Raw genomic sequence first — 15,791 nt, 5'->3', positions numbered from 1 at the left:
TTACTTCTCTCCTTTACGATAGCCGTGTGTAAATGTTTCATCGTACAATTTAGAACGATATGACCCATCAAGCTCATTTGAAAGCGCCCATCCCGCTAAAATAAGGGCATGTTGTCGAATGCCATGGCGCTGCATATCTTCATGAAGCGTACCAACAGTCGAACGCACGACTTTTTCGTCCGGCCACGTCGCTTTATATACAACAACGACAGGGGTATGCTCACTCCAGCCAGCTTCAAGAAATGCAGCTGTCACTTTTTTTGTTAACGTTGCACTTAAAAAAAGAGCAATCGTACAGTGATGTTCAGCAAGCAAAGTGAGCTTCTCCTTTTCTGGAACCGGTGTTCTTCCTTCCGCACGTGTTAAAATAACCGTTTGCGTCAAATTAGGTACGGTCAACTCCACTTGCGCAGCAGCGGCAGCAGCGAATACAGAACTAACTCCCGGAACAATTTCGACGTCAATGCCTTCTTTTTTCAAAAGTACGATTTGTTCCATCGTTGCTCCATAAATTGCTGGATCACCTGTATGAAGACGAACGACCATCTTCCCGCTTCTCACTTCTTCACACATAAGTGAGACAATTTGCTTTAAATGCATGCCCGATGTCCGAAAAATGCGCGCGTCTTTTTTTGCATATGTAAGCAATTCATCATGGACAAGCGAATCCGTATAAAAAATGGCATCCGCTCGCTGCAACAACTTCATTCCTCTGACTGTAATTAAGTCGCTCGCTCCTGGACCAGCTCCCACAATATATATTTTCACTTTCTCACCACCATTAACGTTAAATATGGCAACGACATATGTTCTAATTGCTCGATGTCCCATATGACCTCTTCATGAGACGTCACTTTTGTCACGACTGCCGCTTGCTTCACCAAATTCATCTCTTTTAGAAGAGAGAGAAGGAGTGGCATGACTTTTGCTACTTTTAAAAATACGACGCACTCGTGCTCTTGAATCGCTTTTTTCATCGCATCATAATCATCGCGTGCGGGGAAGATAGCGATCGTTTCATCGCCGTCCGCTAGCGGCAACTGCAGGCGTGCTGCTGCGCCATTTATAGATGAAATGCCGGGAACAATTTCAATTGACACGTCTGGATATTTTATTTGCATCGTGCGCATAAAATGAATAAATGTGCTATATAAAAGTGGATCGCCTTCTGTCACAAACGCCACATGTTTCCCCTCACGCAAATAAGTCCATACCGTTTCGACTGTTTCATTCCATTTTTCACGCAATACATTTTCGTCTTTCGTCATTGGAAAAACGAGACCAAGCATCTCTTTTTCCGCTGAAGAAAAGTACGCATCAACAATTTGTTGCGCATAACTTTTACTGCCATTCGTCTTTTTTGGATAAGCAATCACGTGCGCTTCTTTCAATCGCCGAAATGCTTTTACTGTCAACAGTTCTGGATCGCCCGGTCCGACACCAATGCCATATAACGTACCGATCACTTGCTTTCCCCCTTTCGTGCTGAAATAATATATATCGGGTTTAATGCATCAAACCGTGTCAATTGTAAAATTGGCTTGCTTCGCGAAAACTGAGCGAGCAAAATATCGACATCGTAACCGTGACGACGTAACGCATCTGTCGCTTCATATAACGTTTCGATTGTGACCGCATTGATGACGATGCGTCCCCCTTGTTTTAACCGCGTGCAACAAGCTGCAATAATATCCCGTAAACTTCCTGATGTCCCCCCAATAAAGACGGCATCTGGATCAGGAAACTGCTCTAAATGTTCTGGCGCTCGACCGTGCACGAGTGTAAAGTCTGTGCGGAATTTTTTCATATTTTTCCGACATATTTCAATATCTAACGCGTTTTTCTCAACAGCAAATACCGCTCCTTCCCGAGCGATTTTCGCCGCTTCAATAGCGACCGATCCTGTGCACGTACCAATGTCCCATACGACACTTTTTTCATGGAGGCGAAGTGCTTGCAAGCTTAATACACGTACTTCTTTTTTCGTAATGAGCCCTTTTTCTGGTTTTCTCTGAAAAAACTCTTCATCCTCTATACCAAACGTCCAGCTCGGTTCTTTATTTACACGTCGTAAAACGACGATATTTAATGGGGAAAACGATGTATGCATCATATCCTCTAATGTAAAAAAGCGACAACGCTCGTTCTCCCCACCAAGATTTTCGCCAACAAACGCCTCATATTCCGTCATACCATATTCTAAAAGATATGAAGCAATCGCACGCGGATCGTTCGTTTCATCTGTTAAAATAGCTACTTTTTCTTTTCCATCTATACGCTGAGCAAACCCTTTCATCGAACGTCCATGTAAACTAACAACGTACGCATCATGCCAACTTTCCCCTATTTTCGCAAACGCCCATTGGAGTGAACTGATAGAGGGATATACTTCAATCGGAACTTTTTTCGCTAAATAACTACCGATTCCGTAAAATAACGGATCACCTGATGCTAAAACGACCGTTTTTTTCGGCTCGTTTACAAGCGTTTCAAAAAGTGATGATAAGTTGCTTCGAATAACAATTTTTTCCCCTTTGTAGTGAGGAAAAAAAGACAGCTGCCTTTCTCCGCCCACGAGCCGCTCGCTCTCATGAATCCATCGTTCATACAGGGAAGGAAGAGAATCTGTCCCATCAGCTCCAATTCCGATTAATTTCATTCGCTCCATCGTTTCGCACCGCCCTTCCTAACCGTTGTCCGTTTAACGTATAAAGCGTCGTTTCAATGACCATTCCACCATGCACTTCCCGCAACGCATGTTGACAACAATAATCACATAACAAATCGAAAAACGACATATATCCTGCTGCGTACATCATATCTCCAACTTGTGACGCTGTATTCGCTTGTTTCACCGCTTCAATGAGAGGTGGCGGAGCACCTGCTTGCTTCGCAACATCTGCTAAAAAATGAAAATCGACAGGAGCACTTTTCGAGTGCACCATCATTACTCCTTGAGCGACTTTTGAAAATTTCCCCATCATCCCAACGAGCGATATAGTTTTCATACCGAGACGCTTACATTGTTTCAGCGTAAAACCGACGAAATCTCCCATCTCAATAAACGCTTCTTCTGGAAGATGGCTATATTGCATCATCGCATATTTTTCACTTCGTCCTCCTGTAGTAATAACCACATGGCCACAACCACACGCGACGGCAACTTCAAGAGCACGCACAATACTTGCTCGATAAGCAGATGTCGAAAACGGGACGACGATGCCGCGGGTGCCTAAAATAGAAATGCCGCCAATAATGCCGAGACGACCATTTAACGTTTTCTTCGCAATTTCTTCTCCGTTCGGTACGGAAATAACAATGCGTACCCCACACTTCACACCGTATTCCGTAAGCAACTCGTGAACAACATCGGTCATCATTTGCCGTGGTACCGGATTAATGGCTGCTTCGCCAACTGGAACGGGAAGTCCGGGCTTTGTTACTCTACCGACCCCTTCTCCTCCATCAATAAGAATGCCTTCGTCGATCCAGCTAACTGTCGCAACAATGGAAGCACCGTGCGTCACATCAGGGTCGTCCCCCCCATCTTTCACCACGGTCGCACTCGCTCGATCTTTCTCCATTTCACAAGAAACGATCGGGAAAGTGACTTCCCGCCCGATCGGCAACATAATTGTCGCTTCTGTTTGTTTGATGCCGGTAATAAGCGCACATAACGCCGCTTTTGTCGCAGCCGTTGCACATGCCCCGGTCGTATACCCCTCACGTAATTTTCCCTTTTCCATACTTATCCTCGCTCCGCTAAAATAGACAAGGCATTTAACGCGGCCACTGTCACCGTACTCCCTCCTTTTCTTCCGATGTTCGTAATAAATGGAATATCTAGTTTCGCTAACTCTTCTTTCGATTCCGCTGCTGAGACAAAGCCGACAGGGAGACCGATAATTAAACCTGGGCGTGCCTCTCCTTCTTTCACTAATCGAATTAATTCAAGCAAAGCGGTTGGTGCATTGCCAATGGCAAAAATGCCTCCGTCCGCTTCTTTCACCGCTTTGCGCATCGCAACAATCGCACGCGTCGTGTTTAATCGCTTCGCTTCTTTCATGACATCATCATCAGAAATATACACGTGCACACTCCCACCATATTTTTCAAGACGTGCTTTGTTTATTCCAACTTGTACCATTTGTACATCAGCAACGACTTTTTTTCCCGCGCGAATCGCTGAAATGCCCGCTTCAATCGCACGAGGATGAAATAAAAGACTCTTTCCTAACTCAAAATCGGCGCTTGCATGAATGACGCGTTGAACGATGGCGTATTGCTGTTCAGCAAATGAGTGCTCTCCTATCTCATCATCAATGATTTGAAAGCTTTTTTGTTCAATTTGTTCTGGCTGAACAGTTAATGGGCGAAATGTTGTTCGAAAATCCATTTATTTTTCTCCTTTCTTTTTCATTTCTTCCAACGCACGAATGACGTCAGAAAACTCATGATAAACGACGGGATAAGAAAGTTTCGGACGGCGGATGACAACCGTTTCAATGCCAAGTTGTTGCGCTGCTGCAATTTTTTCATCGACAAATCCCACTCGTCCGCTTTCTTTCGTTACAAGGAGCGTCACACCAAAATGTTTCATCAAAGCCATATCTAGTTGCTTCGTAAACGGTCCTTGCATCGCAATAATATTTTCTTGCGGAAAGCGTAATTGTTCGCACTTTTCCATATTGTCTTTCCGTGGCAACATACGTGCAATGAGACGAACATCGGGAAGCGGGAGCAACTTTTCTGCAAAAATATGCAACGTTTTGCTTCCTGTCGTAAGCATGATGACCCCTCTTTTTTTCGCTGCGTACTCTGCTGCCGCTTCGTAGCTATCGACGAATGTAACGCGATCATACATAATGACGCTTTCTTTTCGTTCATAGCGGATATACGGAACGTTCGCTTCCTCTGCTGCTTGCATCGCTTGTTGCGACGCTTCTTCTGCAAATGGATGGCTCGCATCAACGATCGCTTTCGCTTTATGTTGTTTTATGATCTCAACCATTTCATGCGCGTTTAAACGTCCGATATGCGCACGCAATCCGACATATGACATTTGTTCTGCGGCGTGTTCGGTGACAACTGTAGCCAATACGTCATACCCTGCGTCACGAATGGCTAACGCTAATTGCCTTGCATCGCTCGTTCCCGACAACATAATAATCATTCATCTCACCTCAATGATCATGATGATGGTGGTGGTGATGTTCAGCCATATGAAGCCGATATTGGCACGTATCACAATTCATATGAACCGAGTGACTAAGCACTTCTTGTAACCGATCAAGCACAATCGTTTGTAGCGACGGATGAAAGCCAAAATAATGCGCCAATACAAATGACATATGCGGATACATGCTTTGAAACTCAGAAACTTTCTTTTCTAATCGCTTAATAAGCACGCCTGTAAATAAAAAGTAAGGTAAAACAACGATTTTTTTTGCTCCGAGCTTAACACATCTTACGACAGCCTCATCTAATGACGGATTTGTGACACCCATAAACGCAGGTTCAACGATCGCCTGTTTATTTCGCTCCCAAAATAAGCGAGCAATTTTATATAAATCGCTATTCGCATCGGGGTCGCTTCCTCCGCGTCCAAGCAAAATGATTGCTGTTTGCTCATCCGTAACAACCCCTGCTTCTTTCAGTCGGTCGTTTAAAATCGTAAACGTATCATTATGAATACCAAGTGGTCGCCCATACATAAACGAAACGTGTGGATAGCGCTCTTTTGCCTCGTCAATCGCTGCCGGTATGTGCAGCTTGGAATGTCCAGCTGGAAGTAAAATGATTGGAATGACAATAACATCTGTTGCCCCTTGTTCTACACAATGGGCAATGCCATCAATGATTGATGGAACGCCAAATTCTAAAAAACATGTATGCACATAAAACGTCTCATCAATTTGCGGGCGAATGGTTTGAACAAACTGTCGTACTTGTTCGTTTCCTTCTTCATCTCGACTTCCATGCCCAACAAATAAAACAGCTTTCATTTTCATCACTCCCCACATGCCGCAGGCTCTGCTTTGATCGTTTGTCCATAAGCAAAGCCACCGACCTCTTTTTTTCGCTCAAAAAACTTATGAAATCGCTCGTTTGCATATCCTTCTTCTTTATATTGCACAATAATGCGAGCGATCGTTTCTACAATGTCATCTGGACGAATGCCTTCGGCGACAAGCTGTCCAGGATGTGCATTTCTTCCTACTGTTTTCCCACCTAAAAATAAATCAAACGCCCCTTTACGATAAACAATTCCGATATCTTCATGGACAGCCCCGTAACACGCCATGCCACACCCGTTAAATCCAAGGCGCAGTTCTTTTGGTAAATTCATGCCACCAAATTGTTTATGCAGTTGCTCAGCATAAGGAATCGCATCTTTTTTTTCTCCCTCACAAAAGTCACACGCTTTTATAACACACACATTTCCCGTTGGTGCAACCGTTAAACCTGCTTCTAAAAGTTCACGGACGATGTCGTCTGGTCGTTCTGTTTCCACCGTTACTTTTAAATAATGATCCGCCGTATACGTAATCATCCCTTGCTCGCCGACGATGCGAGCGAGATCCATCATTTGCTTTGGCGTAAATGTTTTATTTACCACTCCCGGACTAACTGCTACTTCCAACCGTTCCGTTGTTTGTTTCTTTGGAGCAGCCACTTTTTCATACGCTTCTTCCGCTAGTGAGCGCATGTTCGTTAACGCCCATGGTTCCGCTTCTGGTCGCAATCGCTCGTGCAGTTTTAACGGTTGGACAGCGCTTGATAGCTTATATTTTCGCTCATAGCCACGAGGGGTAATCATCACACCGTCATGAACGAACGTGGAAGAATTTCCGATAATGACCGTCGTTAACATGCCGATGTCATGCTCTAACATTTCCCCTAAACTCGTTAATACAATATGTTGCCGCTCGCGGTACGCACTTTTCACAAGACCAACGGGCGTGTCTGGTGAACGGTATGTTAATAAAATACGCTGCGCCTCGACAATTTGTTGCGTACGGCGACCGCTCTTCGGATTGTATAGCGCAATAACGAAATCCGCTGCGGCAGCTGCTTCTATTCTTTTTGCAATGACGTTCCATGGCGTTAAATGGTCGCTTAAACTAATCGTGCATGAATCGTGCATAATGGGTGCCCCTAATAAAGCGGCGCAAGAATGAATGGCTGAAATACCCGGAATAATCTCCACTTCGATGCCTGTTTCTTTTTCCCATCCTTTTTCAATTAACACTTCGTAAATGAGCCCCGCCATACCGTACAACCCTGCATCTCCACTTGATATGACAGCCACTTTTTTACCACGTTCCGCCTGTTTAATCGCCTCTTGAGCCCGGCTCACTTCTTCTGTCATTCCCGTGCTAATGACTTCTTTTCCATCGATGAGATCCATGACTAAATCGACATACGTTTTATAGCCGACAATAACATCGCTTTCTTCAATCGCCTCGCGAGCTCGCTTTGTCATATGATCGACACTTCCTGGGCCAAAGCCGACAACAAACAATTTTCCCACCATGTTTTCACCCCTTTTTCCATCGTTCGATCCATTCAAACAGTTGCTGTTCTGTACACATCTTGTTTTCCTTCAGCCATATGCGTAAAAGAAGTGGAAGCGGCAAACCAAGCTCATAAAATATGTTCGTTTTTGTAAATACAAAGGCCGGTGTTCCATGCAAAACGATGCGACCATCATGCATAACAAACACTTCATCCGCCCATTGCCAAACGAAATCAAGATCGTGCGTAATGACAACAGGCGTTGTACCCTCTTTATGCAGCTCATTTAGTTTCATGACTAAGCGCTCGCTCTGCGAAACATCTAAATAAGCAGATGGTTCATCGACAATAAGCAAATGAGGCTTTGGCGCCATCGCCACCGCAAGTGATAACCATTTTTTTTGTCCAAGACTTAAATGATGTATCGGTATATCGCGCCACTTCTCAAGCGAAAACTGTTTCATAATTTGTGCCATTTGCTCGTGATTTCCTTCTAAACTAAGCGCTAGTTCTTCCTCAATCATCGGTGCTAAAAATTGATGTTCTGGGTTTTGAAAAACGACACCAACATGCTTTCGCAAATCTCGCCATTGCTGACGATCTGCTACTTTCTCTCCTTCCCAATACACATCCCCTTTGGTCGGTCGGTAAATACCGTTTGCATGAAGCAACCACGTCGTTTTCCCACAACCGTTTTTTCCAATGAGCGCATATTTTTTTCCTCGTTCAATTGTAAGCGACACCCCTTTTAACACGTGCGCTCCGTTTCGATACGTATAATGAACATTATGAAACCGTAGCATATAAGCCCTCCAAAATAAATAGAACAACAATTCCAATAAACGCTTCAATGATATACCTTCTTGGCAACTGTTCATCTGCACACATTGGAACAGCAAAAGAAACGTTGCGCGCCTGTTGTGCAATCATCATCGTCTCATAATGATGTAATGTTTGACGTAACAACTGTGCAACAGCTAGTGAAGCAAAGCGCCAATCCCGCTCCCCACATTTTATTTGCGCCGTAACAAACAGTTCTTTTGCTGTTTTTTCTACTATAAAAATAAAACGATACGTCAACAACAACAGTTCAATAAATGCTTTAGGAACGTGCCATTTGCTTAATGCGTGAGCAATACGAAAAAATGGCGTTGTGATCGCAAGGAAAAAGAGAACAAGAGAACTTGTAAACGCTCGTAAAAAAACTGTACTTACATATGAAAAGCTTTCACTTATGAAGTGAATTGCGCCATCAAATGAAAAAAGAAGCGGTATGCTACTTCCGAGAATAACGAGCGCTATGAGCATACAAACGCGTAAACAAACGCTCGAAGGCAAACGCGCATATCCAAGCAACCAAACGAGCAACCAAACGATAATGATTAAGCGGACAACATTCGTCCCAAGAAGCGCCCATATGAGCAAAATAAGCGCAAATATTAGCTTAAATGTAGCATTTAATTTCGAAAGACGATTCCGATACGCCCATTGATCAAGCCAACTAACCATTTCTCTTTCGTCCTTTATACAGTCCGATAATATATCCAATCACTCCAGCACCAAACGCAGCTTGTAAAGAAAATAATAACGTCTCTACTTCTCCACCCGGCGGTTCAAATACGACATCAAACCACGGTTCATAATGTGGTGCAATTTGTTGAATCATTTCTTCAGCAGCCGTATCCGCTCCGGCAAACTCTGTATTTTTGACAAACAAGAGCGGCAAAATGATTAAAAGTGCAGCAATGAATAACAATATCCGATCGCTCATTTAAAAAACACTCTCCTCTCCTCTAACACATCTAACTCTCGCTCCGAGTACGTATGCAAAAAGTTCCATACGACAACAGTAAGGAGTCCTTCCGTAATCGCAAGTGGTACTTGTGTCACCGCAAAAATTGAAGCGAATTTTAAAAATGCGCCCCATACGCCACTCGTTACATCTGGAAATGCTAGGGCGAGTTGAAACGACGTCATGACGTATGTCGCCAAATCAGCCATCATCGCCGCTAAAAAGACGGACATACGCAATGATATTCCACACTTTTTACATAAAACGAACAAGCCGTACGCAACGAACGGACCGACCACCGCCATCGAAAATGCATTCGCCCCAAGCGTCGTCAAACCACCATGCGCAAGCAAAAGCGCTTGAAACAATAATACTGCTGTACCGATGACCGTCATAACAAACGGTCCGAATAAAAGCGCCCCGAACCCCGTCCCTGTCGGATGCGAACTACTGCCTGTGACAGATGGAATTTTTAATGCCGACAAAACAAATGTAAACGCTGTAGCGAGTGCAAGGAGTAATTTCACCTCCGGCTTTTGTTTCATCAGATGCGTCATTGTACGTAAACCAATAAAGAAAAACGGTAAAAATAGCAACCACCAAATGAGCGCCCATTGCCAAGGTAAGAACCCTTCCATAATGTGCATCGCATATGCGGAAGGTGAAAGTGCAAATAAAATATAGACCGTAGCGCACATACTAACAATCCAAAACAACGGTTTCTTCACTTTTTCTTCCCCCTTGTCGCAACGCTATATTTAGGCATGACAAAGCCTTCATCGTATGTGTACGTCACATATTCATGCAACATTTCACCATCGCGTACATGTTTTCGTACGATGTCCTTTCCGATCTGCTCATTAACGGCACGATACCAAATGCCTTCAGGATAAACGATAACGACGCACGCATCTTCACAGCGACCGTTACATCGTGTCCGCGTTGTATGAACATACTCATGTAATTGTATCCTGTCAATTTCATCACGAATCGCTTGTGTCACCTCCTCTCCACCTTTTCGCATACAACTCCCTCCGTTACAAATCAACACATGATGTTTCGTTCCTTGTAAATCCCATGTCGCCATATATGTCGCCCCTTTTTAAAAAATAAAAAAGCACCTCTAGGTAGAGGTGCAGAAAAAACGAAAGATTCAAACAATAAAACTTTCACAATTGTTGTGTATTTTTCATCGTCCCCGCACGTCCACCTATATTCCCGTAGGCAGCCGACGTATCGCAAGCAGGCAGGTCTCCTGGCTTAGGTTCATCATCTCGTTGCGCCTTCCCAAAAATCAGTGGCATATTGCAACGAAACTCCCCATCACAGTGGCGGGTACCGCGACGGCTTTGCACCGTTCTTCCCTTTTAAGCATACGGACGTATGCACCGTACTTGCTTCATCGTATATTGTTTTTCAAAGAACACGAATGTTAAGAATATGATACACCATTTTTTTCTTCTCGCCTAGCCTGTTTTATAAAAAAGCACCTTCTCATTCAGAAGGCGCCTTATAGTAATCGCACGAAAATCGTTTCACGATCGTATGTGGAATGATGATTCGTTTAATCGGCTCATTTGGGTTTTCGATTTGTTGAATTAAATTTCTTGCCGCTTCAAAGCCAAGTTGAAAAATATGAATGTCTACCGATGTAAGCGGTGGACGAGAAATTTCCGATAAAAGCACGTTGTTAAAACTGACAATCGATACATCTCCCGGCACGCTTAATCCCATTTCAGCAAGCGTATTTAATACCCCAAGCGCCATCAAATCGTCGGCGACAACGAGCGCAGTTGGCGGTTCGGCAAGTGAAAGCAACTCTTTCATCGCTTCTTGTCCGCCTTCTTTTAAAAATTCTTCATGCACAATGTAATCTTTTCTGTATACAAGCCCTGCAGATTTTAACGCTTTTTCATAACCGCGCAAACGATCCATCGTCACAATAAGATTGACGTTTCCACCAACAAACGCGATGCGCTCATGACCAAGTTCAATTAAATATTCTGTCGCTTCGCGCGCCGCACGCACGTTATCGTTATCAACGTGCGTAATCTCCTCTGCTTTTTTATGCGGTTTTCCAATGACAACAAACGGCACATCTTCTTTTTGTAAATAAGCCATAATTTTATCGTTCGCACGCGAATACAGCAAAATTACACCATCGACGCGCTTTCCTTGCACCATATGCACAACGCCATCGTAAATTTCCGCTTCCGTTTCCCCTGTCGATAACTGCAACGCATATTGCCGATCATGCACCGCTTTGCTAATGCCGCGAATAACTTCTGGGAAGAATGGGTTTTGAAACGCTTTATCAGCTGAGCTCGGCATGACGAGCCCGATCACTTGCGTCGACTTATTTGCTAAACTACGCGCGATGAAATTCGGATGATAGCCAAGCTCTTTCATCGCCTCGCGCACTTTTTTCTTCGTTTTCTCGCTAATGCGCGGGCTATCTGCGATGACGCGGGAAACGGTCGATGGCGCCACATTTGCTCGCTTCGCTACATCTTTAATCGTTACTGTCATAAAAATCCCCCATCTCTTACAAAACAAACGTGTTTGTCGCTTCATCGATGACTCGTTGTTCCCCATTGACAACAATCGTTTTCGGCACGTCCCCAACAAACGAGACATGCAATTGCCATGTTGGTTGGTACGTCCCATCTGTTTTTACATCAAAATGAACGGTATGATCAACAAACGTTGCTCGAATATGCATGCGGATATATTCCCCTTTTTCATACGCAAACGTTGTTCCGTCATCATCATAAAGCGTGTATGTCGATGTTCCTTCTTTCATTGTATACACGTACAATGTCATTTGTTCATCAGCCATAGCGGTCGATAGCTTCACATCGGCGTGAGCAATCATCGCCCCTTCTTTTACATATATCGGCAAACGATCAAGCGGAGCTTCCACGATATACCGCCGACTACCTTCAAACACTTCTTTTGTCCAATAATCAATCCAACGTCCTTCTGGGAAGTACACGATACGATGCGCTGTATACGGACGCATCACCGGAGCGACCATTACTTCATTTCCAACCATAAATTGATCTGAGATGTTCCACGTTTCGCGATCGTTCGGATATTCCATCATCAGCGGGCGCATCATCGGCACACCTGTTTGATACGCTTCAAAGCATAACGAATATAAATGTGGCAACCATTCGTATCGCAATTCAATATATCGTTTTACGATTTGTTCGTATGTTTCCCCAAATGCCCACGGTTCTTGCCGAGCAAAATCAATCGCACAATGATTGCGAAAATACGGGAAAAATGCCCCAACTTGCGTCCATCGAACGAGCAGTTCTCCATTCGCATCATGTGCAAACCCACCGACATCTGCCCCGCAAAACGCCACTGCGGATAATCCTAAGTTTAAGCACATCGGTATCGACAGCTCAAGATGCTCCCAAAAGCTACGATTATCGCCTGTCCATACAGCTGCGTAGCGATGAATACCGGCAAATCCTGCGCGCGTCAACACAAACGGGCGTTTTCCTTTCAGTTGCTTTTTCAATGCGTGATACGTCGCCTCTGTCATCATCATCCCGTATACGTTATGCACTTGGCGATGCGTTTTCCATCCGTCATGGACGACTTGTTCATCCATCGTTTTTGTCTCGTTAAATACCGATGGCTCATTCATATCGTTCCAAATTCCTTCAATGCCGATGTCCGTATAAAACGTATGCTGCTCGCCCCACCATTTGCGCACTTTTTTCTTTAAAAAGTCTGGAAACACGCTCGTCCCCGGCCAAACGTCTCCTTTGTACAACGTTCCGTCAGCATATTTACAAAAATAATCTTTTTGCACTCCATCACGATACGTATCATACTCCGCGTCAACTTTCACGCCCGGATCAACAATCGGCACGATATGAACCCCTTGTTCCTTTGCATATTGAACGAGCGATTGCGGATGTGGAAACCGTTTTTGATCAAACGTAAAAACACGATATTCATCCATATAATGAATGTCCAAATATACTGCATCAAGCGGAATGTGTTTCGCCCGAAACGTATCGATGAGTTCACGCACTTCCTGCTCTGTTTCATAACTATAACGCGATTGATGATACCCGAGCGCCCATTTCGGTGGCAGCGGCATACGTCCAACAAGATGCGTATATTGCGCTAACACATCTTTCGGATGCGACCCAGCAAACACATAATAATCAAGCGCTCCCCCATCTGATGTAAACGTATAAAACGATTCATGACGTAAATCAAACGTCGTTTTATACGTATGATCGAAAAAAATGCCGTGCGCATGCCCGTTTTTTAACACCATCATATACGGATGCGACTGATATAACGGGTCTGTTTCTAAATTGTGCGGCGCATACACATCCGTATTCCACATCGTCCATACTGCACCGCGCTTATTTAACACACCTGTTTTTTCTCCTAATCCATATACGACATCGGTCGGGGTGAGCGCATGTGTACACCGCATACGCCCTTTCGCTTGAAAACATACAGGTTGTTCATCGCGCACAAGCAGCGTTCCTTCATTGTCGTATATCGCTAACCGAAACGGGCTTCGCTCGATGACGACCGTTAATCGTTTTGTCTGCAACTCCCAGCCATCTTTTCCTTCACGAACGTGCACGTCTACTTTTTCTGGCGTTGCGATGACCGCTGGGCTAACGGAATCGTACTTCCCATCGAACGGATCGATCGTCACCCGAACGATATCGCCACGATAAAAATGAATATTAACAACTGCTTCGTCGCACGTCAATGCAAATATTTGTTTTTTACCTTCAATTTTTTGCACATCTCCAATCGGTTGCCACACTTCTTTTTCGTCCGCTTGATCGATCGGTCGAATCGCAAAACTCGTATCTTCTAGCATGTTCTCTCCTCCATCATCATCATGCTTTTCGTTTTTTCGCTAAGTATAAAAACAGTCCAAATGCTGTATATACCGCAAGAAGTGCCGCGATAAACGGAATGTTTACCCCTGTTTTTGGCGCAAGTACGTAAATTTCTGCCGTTTCACGATCTAAAATGATATCATACTTCCCATCTTTGCTGCGTACTAAATCTCCTGCAAGCAACCCGCGCAATTCCCTTCCTTGTTCCAGTTCGTCATCGAGCGTCACTTTTTGCGTTTTTGATGTATTGTTAATCGCAATGACCGCTGTTTCGTTTTTATACGTTCGTTTAAAGAGCGCCATGCCGTCTTTTTCATAAAGCAACTCAAAATCACCTCGGCGAAGCGACGGAAGCTTCTCACGCAATTCACCAAGCTTTGTCACATAGTCAATGAGCTCTTTATCGGTACGGAAGTTCATTAAACGACGGTTGTCTGGATCTTCCCCGCCATCAAGGGCTATTTCTGTTCCATAGTACATAATCGGAATGCCTGGTGCTGAAAACAAATACGTCAATCCAAGCTTTAAACGCGTCACCGGATTAATGCGATTTTGCAATGCTAATCGTGTAAAACGAACGGTATCATGATTATCTAAAAACGTGCCAAGCAAATACGGACGTTCATAAAACGCCTCGTTTCGCTTCCATACGTTGTAAAGCGGTTCAAGCGATTGATCGACGTTTGAAAAAATAGCAGACGCTTCTTTATAAAACGGAAAATCAATTAATGCATCGATGCCGTGCTTGCCATATTCGGCAACGTAGCGCGGATCGTCATGCCACACTTCACCGAGAAGGAAAAAGTCTTGTTTCACCGATTTCACTTCTTTAGAAAACTCGTCCCAAAACCACTTTGGCACATGTTTGACCGTATCTAAACGATAACCGTCGATGTCCGTTTCTTGAATCCACCATTTCGCGACATCCAATAAATACGCTTTCACTTCCGGATTTTCTTGCGCTAAATCAGGGAGACCAAATAGCCAGCCGTTTTCGACTTCTTGTTGATTCGCCCAATTGAAAATGTCTTTTTTCTCATGAAACCAATCTTTTTTCGCTGGATCGTTCAGCCACGGATGATTGTATCCTGTATGATTGACGACAAAATCTAAAATGACTTTCATATCGCGCTTATGCGCTTCTTTTACAAGCCGTTTAAAATCATCGAGCGTGCCGAAATGTTCTTCCACTTTGTAAAAGTCTTCAATCCAATAACCGTGATACCCGCCTTTTTCATTCGCAAAAATCGGGGTCAGCCAAATCGCTGTAAAACCCATCTCTTTTATGTAGTCAAGCTTGTCAATAATTCCTTGCAAATCACCGCCATGATACGCTTTCGGGTCATGTACGTTCACTTCATAGTCATTTTTCGGATTGCCGTTATTAAAACGGTCGACCATAATAAAATACACGCGTTCATCTTGCCACGTTCGCTCCGTTTTCGCACTCGCTGGCGTCGTTACGGACAACAACAAAACAAAAATAAGTAGCGCGCGAAATACACGTTTCATTTCATTTCACTCTCCATTCATTCCAAAGCTTCTTATGATAATATATCTCGAAATAGTAAGAAAGGAAAGAACCT

General features: G+C 44.0%; 16 protein-coding genes and 1 riboswitch. All 16 genes read right to left on the bottom strand.

The genetic code is table 11. The features are described from left to right. The 16 genes from cobM to ASC42_RS03075 all read right to left on the bottom strand — a co-directional run bounded on the left by cobM (position 1) and on the right by ASC42_RS03075 (position 15,717). Positions 1 to 768: a precorrin-4 C(11)-methyltransferase gene (cobM, locus tag ASC42_RS03150; RefSeq protein WP_032100800.1), complete on the bottom strand. Its 768-nt coding sequence runs from the start codon at positions 766 to 768 to the stop codon at positions 1 to 3. After that, on the bottom strand, positions 765 to 1,466 hold the full coding sequence (gene cobI / locus ASC42_RS03145) for a precorrin-2 C(20)-methyltransferase (RefSeq protein ID WP_055440514.1): 702 nt from the start codon (positions 1,464 to 1,466) through the stop codon (positions 765 to 767). The genes cobM and cobI overlap by 4 nt, the downstream gene beginning before the upstream one ends. Beyond that, the gene (locus ASC42_RS03140; RefSeq protein ID WP_055440513.1) at positions 1,463 to 2,668 is read right to left on the bottom strand and encodes a bifunctional cobalt-precorrin-7 (C(5))-methyltransferase/cobalt-precorrin-6B (C(15))-methyltransferase; all 1,206 of its coding nucleotides are present in this window, start codon (positions 2,666 to 2,668) and stop codon (positions 1,463 to 1,465) included. The genes cobI and ASC42_RS03140 overlap by 4 nt, the downstream gene beginning before the upstream one ends. Further along, the gene (locus ASC42_RS03135) at positions 2,634 to 3,746 is read right to left on the bottom strand and encodes a cobalt-precorrin-5B (C(1))-methyltransferase (protein WP_055440512.1); all 1,113 of its coding nucleotides are present in this window, start codon (positions 3,744 to 3,746) and stop codon (positions 2,634 to 2,636) included. The genes ASC42_RS03140 and ASC42_RS03135 overlap by 35 nt, the downstream gene beginning before the upstream one ends. A 2-nt stretch (positions 3,747 to 3,748) precedes the next feature. Then, complete coding sequence (locus ASC42_RS03130) at positions 3,749 to 4,396, bottom strand: precorrin-8X methylmutase (protein ID WP_055440511.1); 648 nt, start codon at positions 4,394 to 4,396, stop codon at positions 3,749 to 3,751. Next, entirely contained in the window at positions 4,397 to 5,173 is a 777-nt protein-coding gene (gene cobK, locus ASC42_RS03125; protein WP_032100805.1) for a precorrin-6A reductase, read from the bottom strand. A gap of 10 nt (positions 5,174 to 5,183) precedes the next feature. Then, on the bottom strand, positions 5,184 to 6,005 hold the full coding sequence (locus ASC42_RS03120; RefSeq protein ID WP_055440510.1) for a sirohydrochlorin chelatase: 822 nt from the start codon (positions 6,003 to 6,005) through the stop codon (positions 5,184 to 5,186). A 5-nt stretch (positions 6,006 to 6,010) separates the two neighbouring features. Continuing rightward, entirely contained in the window at positions 6,011 to 7,537 is a 1,527-nt protein-coding gene (cobJ, locus tag ASC42_RS03115; protein ID WP_055440509.1) for a precorrin-3B C(17)-methyltransferase, read from the bottom strand. Between the two features lie 4 nt (positions 7,538 to 7,541). Next, a complete protein-coding gene (locus tag ASC42_RS03110) occupies positions 7,542 to 8,321 on the bottom strand; it encodes an energy-coupling factor ABC transporter ATP-binding protein (RefSeq protein ID WP_055440508.1) in 780 nt (259 codons plus the stop codon). After that, on the bottom strand, positions 8,305 to 9,027 hold the full coding sequence (locus ASC42_RS03105) for a CbiQ family ECF transporter T component (protein WP_055440507.1): 723 nt from the start codon (positions 9,025 to 9,027) through the stop codon (positions 8,305 to 8,307). Before ASC42_RS03105 ends, ASC42_RS03110 begins: the two co-directional genes overlap by 17 nt. After that, positions 9,020 to 9,289 (bottom strand): energy-coupling factor ABC transporter substrate-binding protein, encoded by a 270-nt coding sequence (locus ASC42_RS03100; RefSeq protein WP_055440506.1) that lies wholly within the window; start codon positions 9,287 to 9,289, stop codon positions 9,020 to 9,022. The genes ASC42_RS03105 and ASC42_RS03100 overlap by 8 nt, the downstream gene beginning before the upstream one ends. Next, positions 9,286 to 10,038 carry an energy-coupling factor ABC transporter permease gene (locus ASC42_RS03095; protein WP_209424216.1) on the bottom strand — a complete coding sequence of 251 codons (753 nt, stop codon included), beginning with the start codon at positions 10,036 to 10,038 and terminating at the stop codon, positions 9,286 to 9,288. Before ASC42_RS03095 ends, ASC42_RS03100 begins: the two co-directional genes overlap by 4 nt. Next, positions 10,035 to 10,397 carry a (2Fe-2S) ferredoxin domain-containing protein gene (locus tag ASC42_RS03090; RefSeq protein WP_055440505.1) on the bottom strand — a complete coding sequence of 121 codons (363 nt, stop codon included), beginning with the start codon at positions 10,395 to 10,397 and terminating at the stop codon, positions 10,035 to 10,037. Before ASC42_RS03090 ends, ASC42_RS03095 begins: the two co-directional genes overlap by 4 nt. Before the next feature lie 141 nt (positions 10,398 to 10,538). Beyond that, positions 10,539 to 10,719: riboswitch (cobalamin riboswitch) on the bottom strand. An 85-nt stretch (positions 10,720 to 10,804) separates the two neighbouring features. After that, positions 10,805 to 11,839 carry a LacI family DNA-binding transcriptional regulator gene (locus tag ASC42_RS03085; RefSeq protein ID WP_055440504.1) on the bottom strand — a complete coding sequence of 345 codons (1,035 nt, stop codon included), beginning with the start codon at positions 11,837 to 11,839 and terminating at the stop codon, positions 10,805 to 10,807. Between the two features lie 16 nt (positions 11,840 to 11,855). Next, a complete protein-coding gene (locus tag ASC42_RS03080; protein ID WP_055440503.1) occupies positions 11,856 to 14,183 on the bottom strand; it encodes a glycoside hydrolase family 31 protein in 2,328 nt (775 codons plus the stop codon). A gap of 19 nt (positions 14,184 to 14,202) precedes the next feature. Then, on the bottom strand, positions 14,203 to 15,717 hold the full coding sequence (locus ASC42_RS03075) for an alpha-amylase family glycosyl hydrolase (RefSeq protein WP_055440502.1): 1,515 nt from the start codon (positions 15,715 to 15,717) through the stop codon (positions 14,203 to 14,205). Between the last annotated feature and the right edge of the window lie 74 nt (positions 15,718 to 15,791).

The sequence above is a fragment of the Anoxybacillus suryakundensis genome (assembly GCF_001418025.1).
Taxonomy (GTDB): Bacteria; Bacillota; Bacilli; order Bacillales; family Anoxybacillaceae; genus Anoxybacillus; species Anoxybacillus tengchongensis.
The sequence above is the reverse complement of the archived record's forward strand: the minus strand, read 5'-3'. Positions and strand labels throughout refer to the sequence as shown.

Excerpts from the sequence above, each read along its gene's own strand:
- ASC42_RS03110 (WP_055440508.1), bottom strand. The coding sequence starts at position 8,321 with ATGCTACGGTTTCATAATGTTCATTATACGTATCGAAACGGAGCGCAC.
- ASC42_RS03120 (WP_055440510.1), bottom strand. The coding sequence starts at position 6,005 with ATGAAAGCTGTTTTATTTGTTGGGCATGGAAGTCGAGATGAAGAAGGA.
- ASC42_RS03135 (WP_055440512.1), bottom strand. The coding sequence starts at position 3,746 with ATGGAAAAGGGAAAATTACGTGAGGGGTATACGACCGGGGCATGTGCA.
- ASC42_RS03090 (WP_055440505.1), bottom strand. The coding sequence starts at position 10,397 with ATGGCGACATGGGATTTACAAGGAACGAAACATCATGTGTTGATTTGT.
- ASC42_RS03105 (WP_055440507.1), bottom strand. The coding sequence starts at position 9,027 with ATGGTTAGTTGGCTTGATCAATGGGCGTATCGGAATCGTCTTTCGAAA.
- ASC42_RS03085 (WP_055440504.1), bottom strand. The coding sequence starts at position 11,839 with ATGACAGTAACGATTAAAGATGTAGCGAAGCGAGCAAATGTGGCGCCA.
- cobK (WP_032100805.1), bottom strand. The coding sequence starts at position 5,173 with ATGATTATTATGTTGTCGGGAACGAGCGATGCAAGGCAATTAGCGTTA.
- ASC42_RS03130 (WP_055440511.1), bottom strand. The coding sequence starts at position 4,396 with ATGGATTTTCGAACAACATTTCGCCCATTAACTGTTCAGCCAGAACAA.
- ASC42_RS03080 (WP_055440503.1), bottom strand. The coding sequence starts at position 14,183 with ATGCTAGAAGATACGAGTTTTGCGATTCGACCGATCGATCAAGCGGAC.
- ASC42_RS03100 (WP_055440506.1), bottom strand. The coding sequence starts at position 9,289 with ATGAGCGATCGGATATTGTTATTCATTGCTGCACTTTTAATCATTTTG.
- ASC42_RS03140 (WP_055440513.1), bottom strand. The coding sequence starts at position 2,668 with ATGGAGCGAATGAAATTAATCGGAATTGGAGCTGATGGGACAGATTCT.
- cobJ (WP_055440509.1), bottom strand. The coding sequence starts at position 7,537 with ATGGTGGGAAAATTGTTTGTTGTCGGCTTTGGCCCAGGAAGTGTCGAT.
- ASC42_RS03075 (WP_055440502.1), bottom strand. The coding sequence starts at position 15,717 with ATGAAACGTGTATTTCGCGCGCTACTTATTTTTGTTTTGTTGTTGTCC.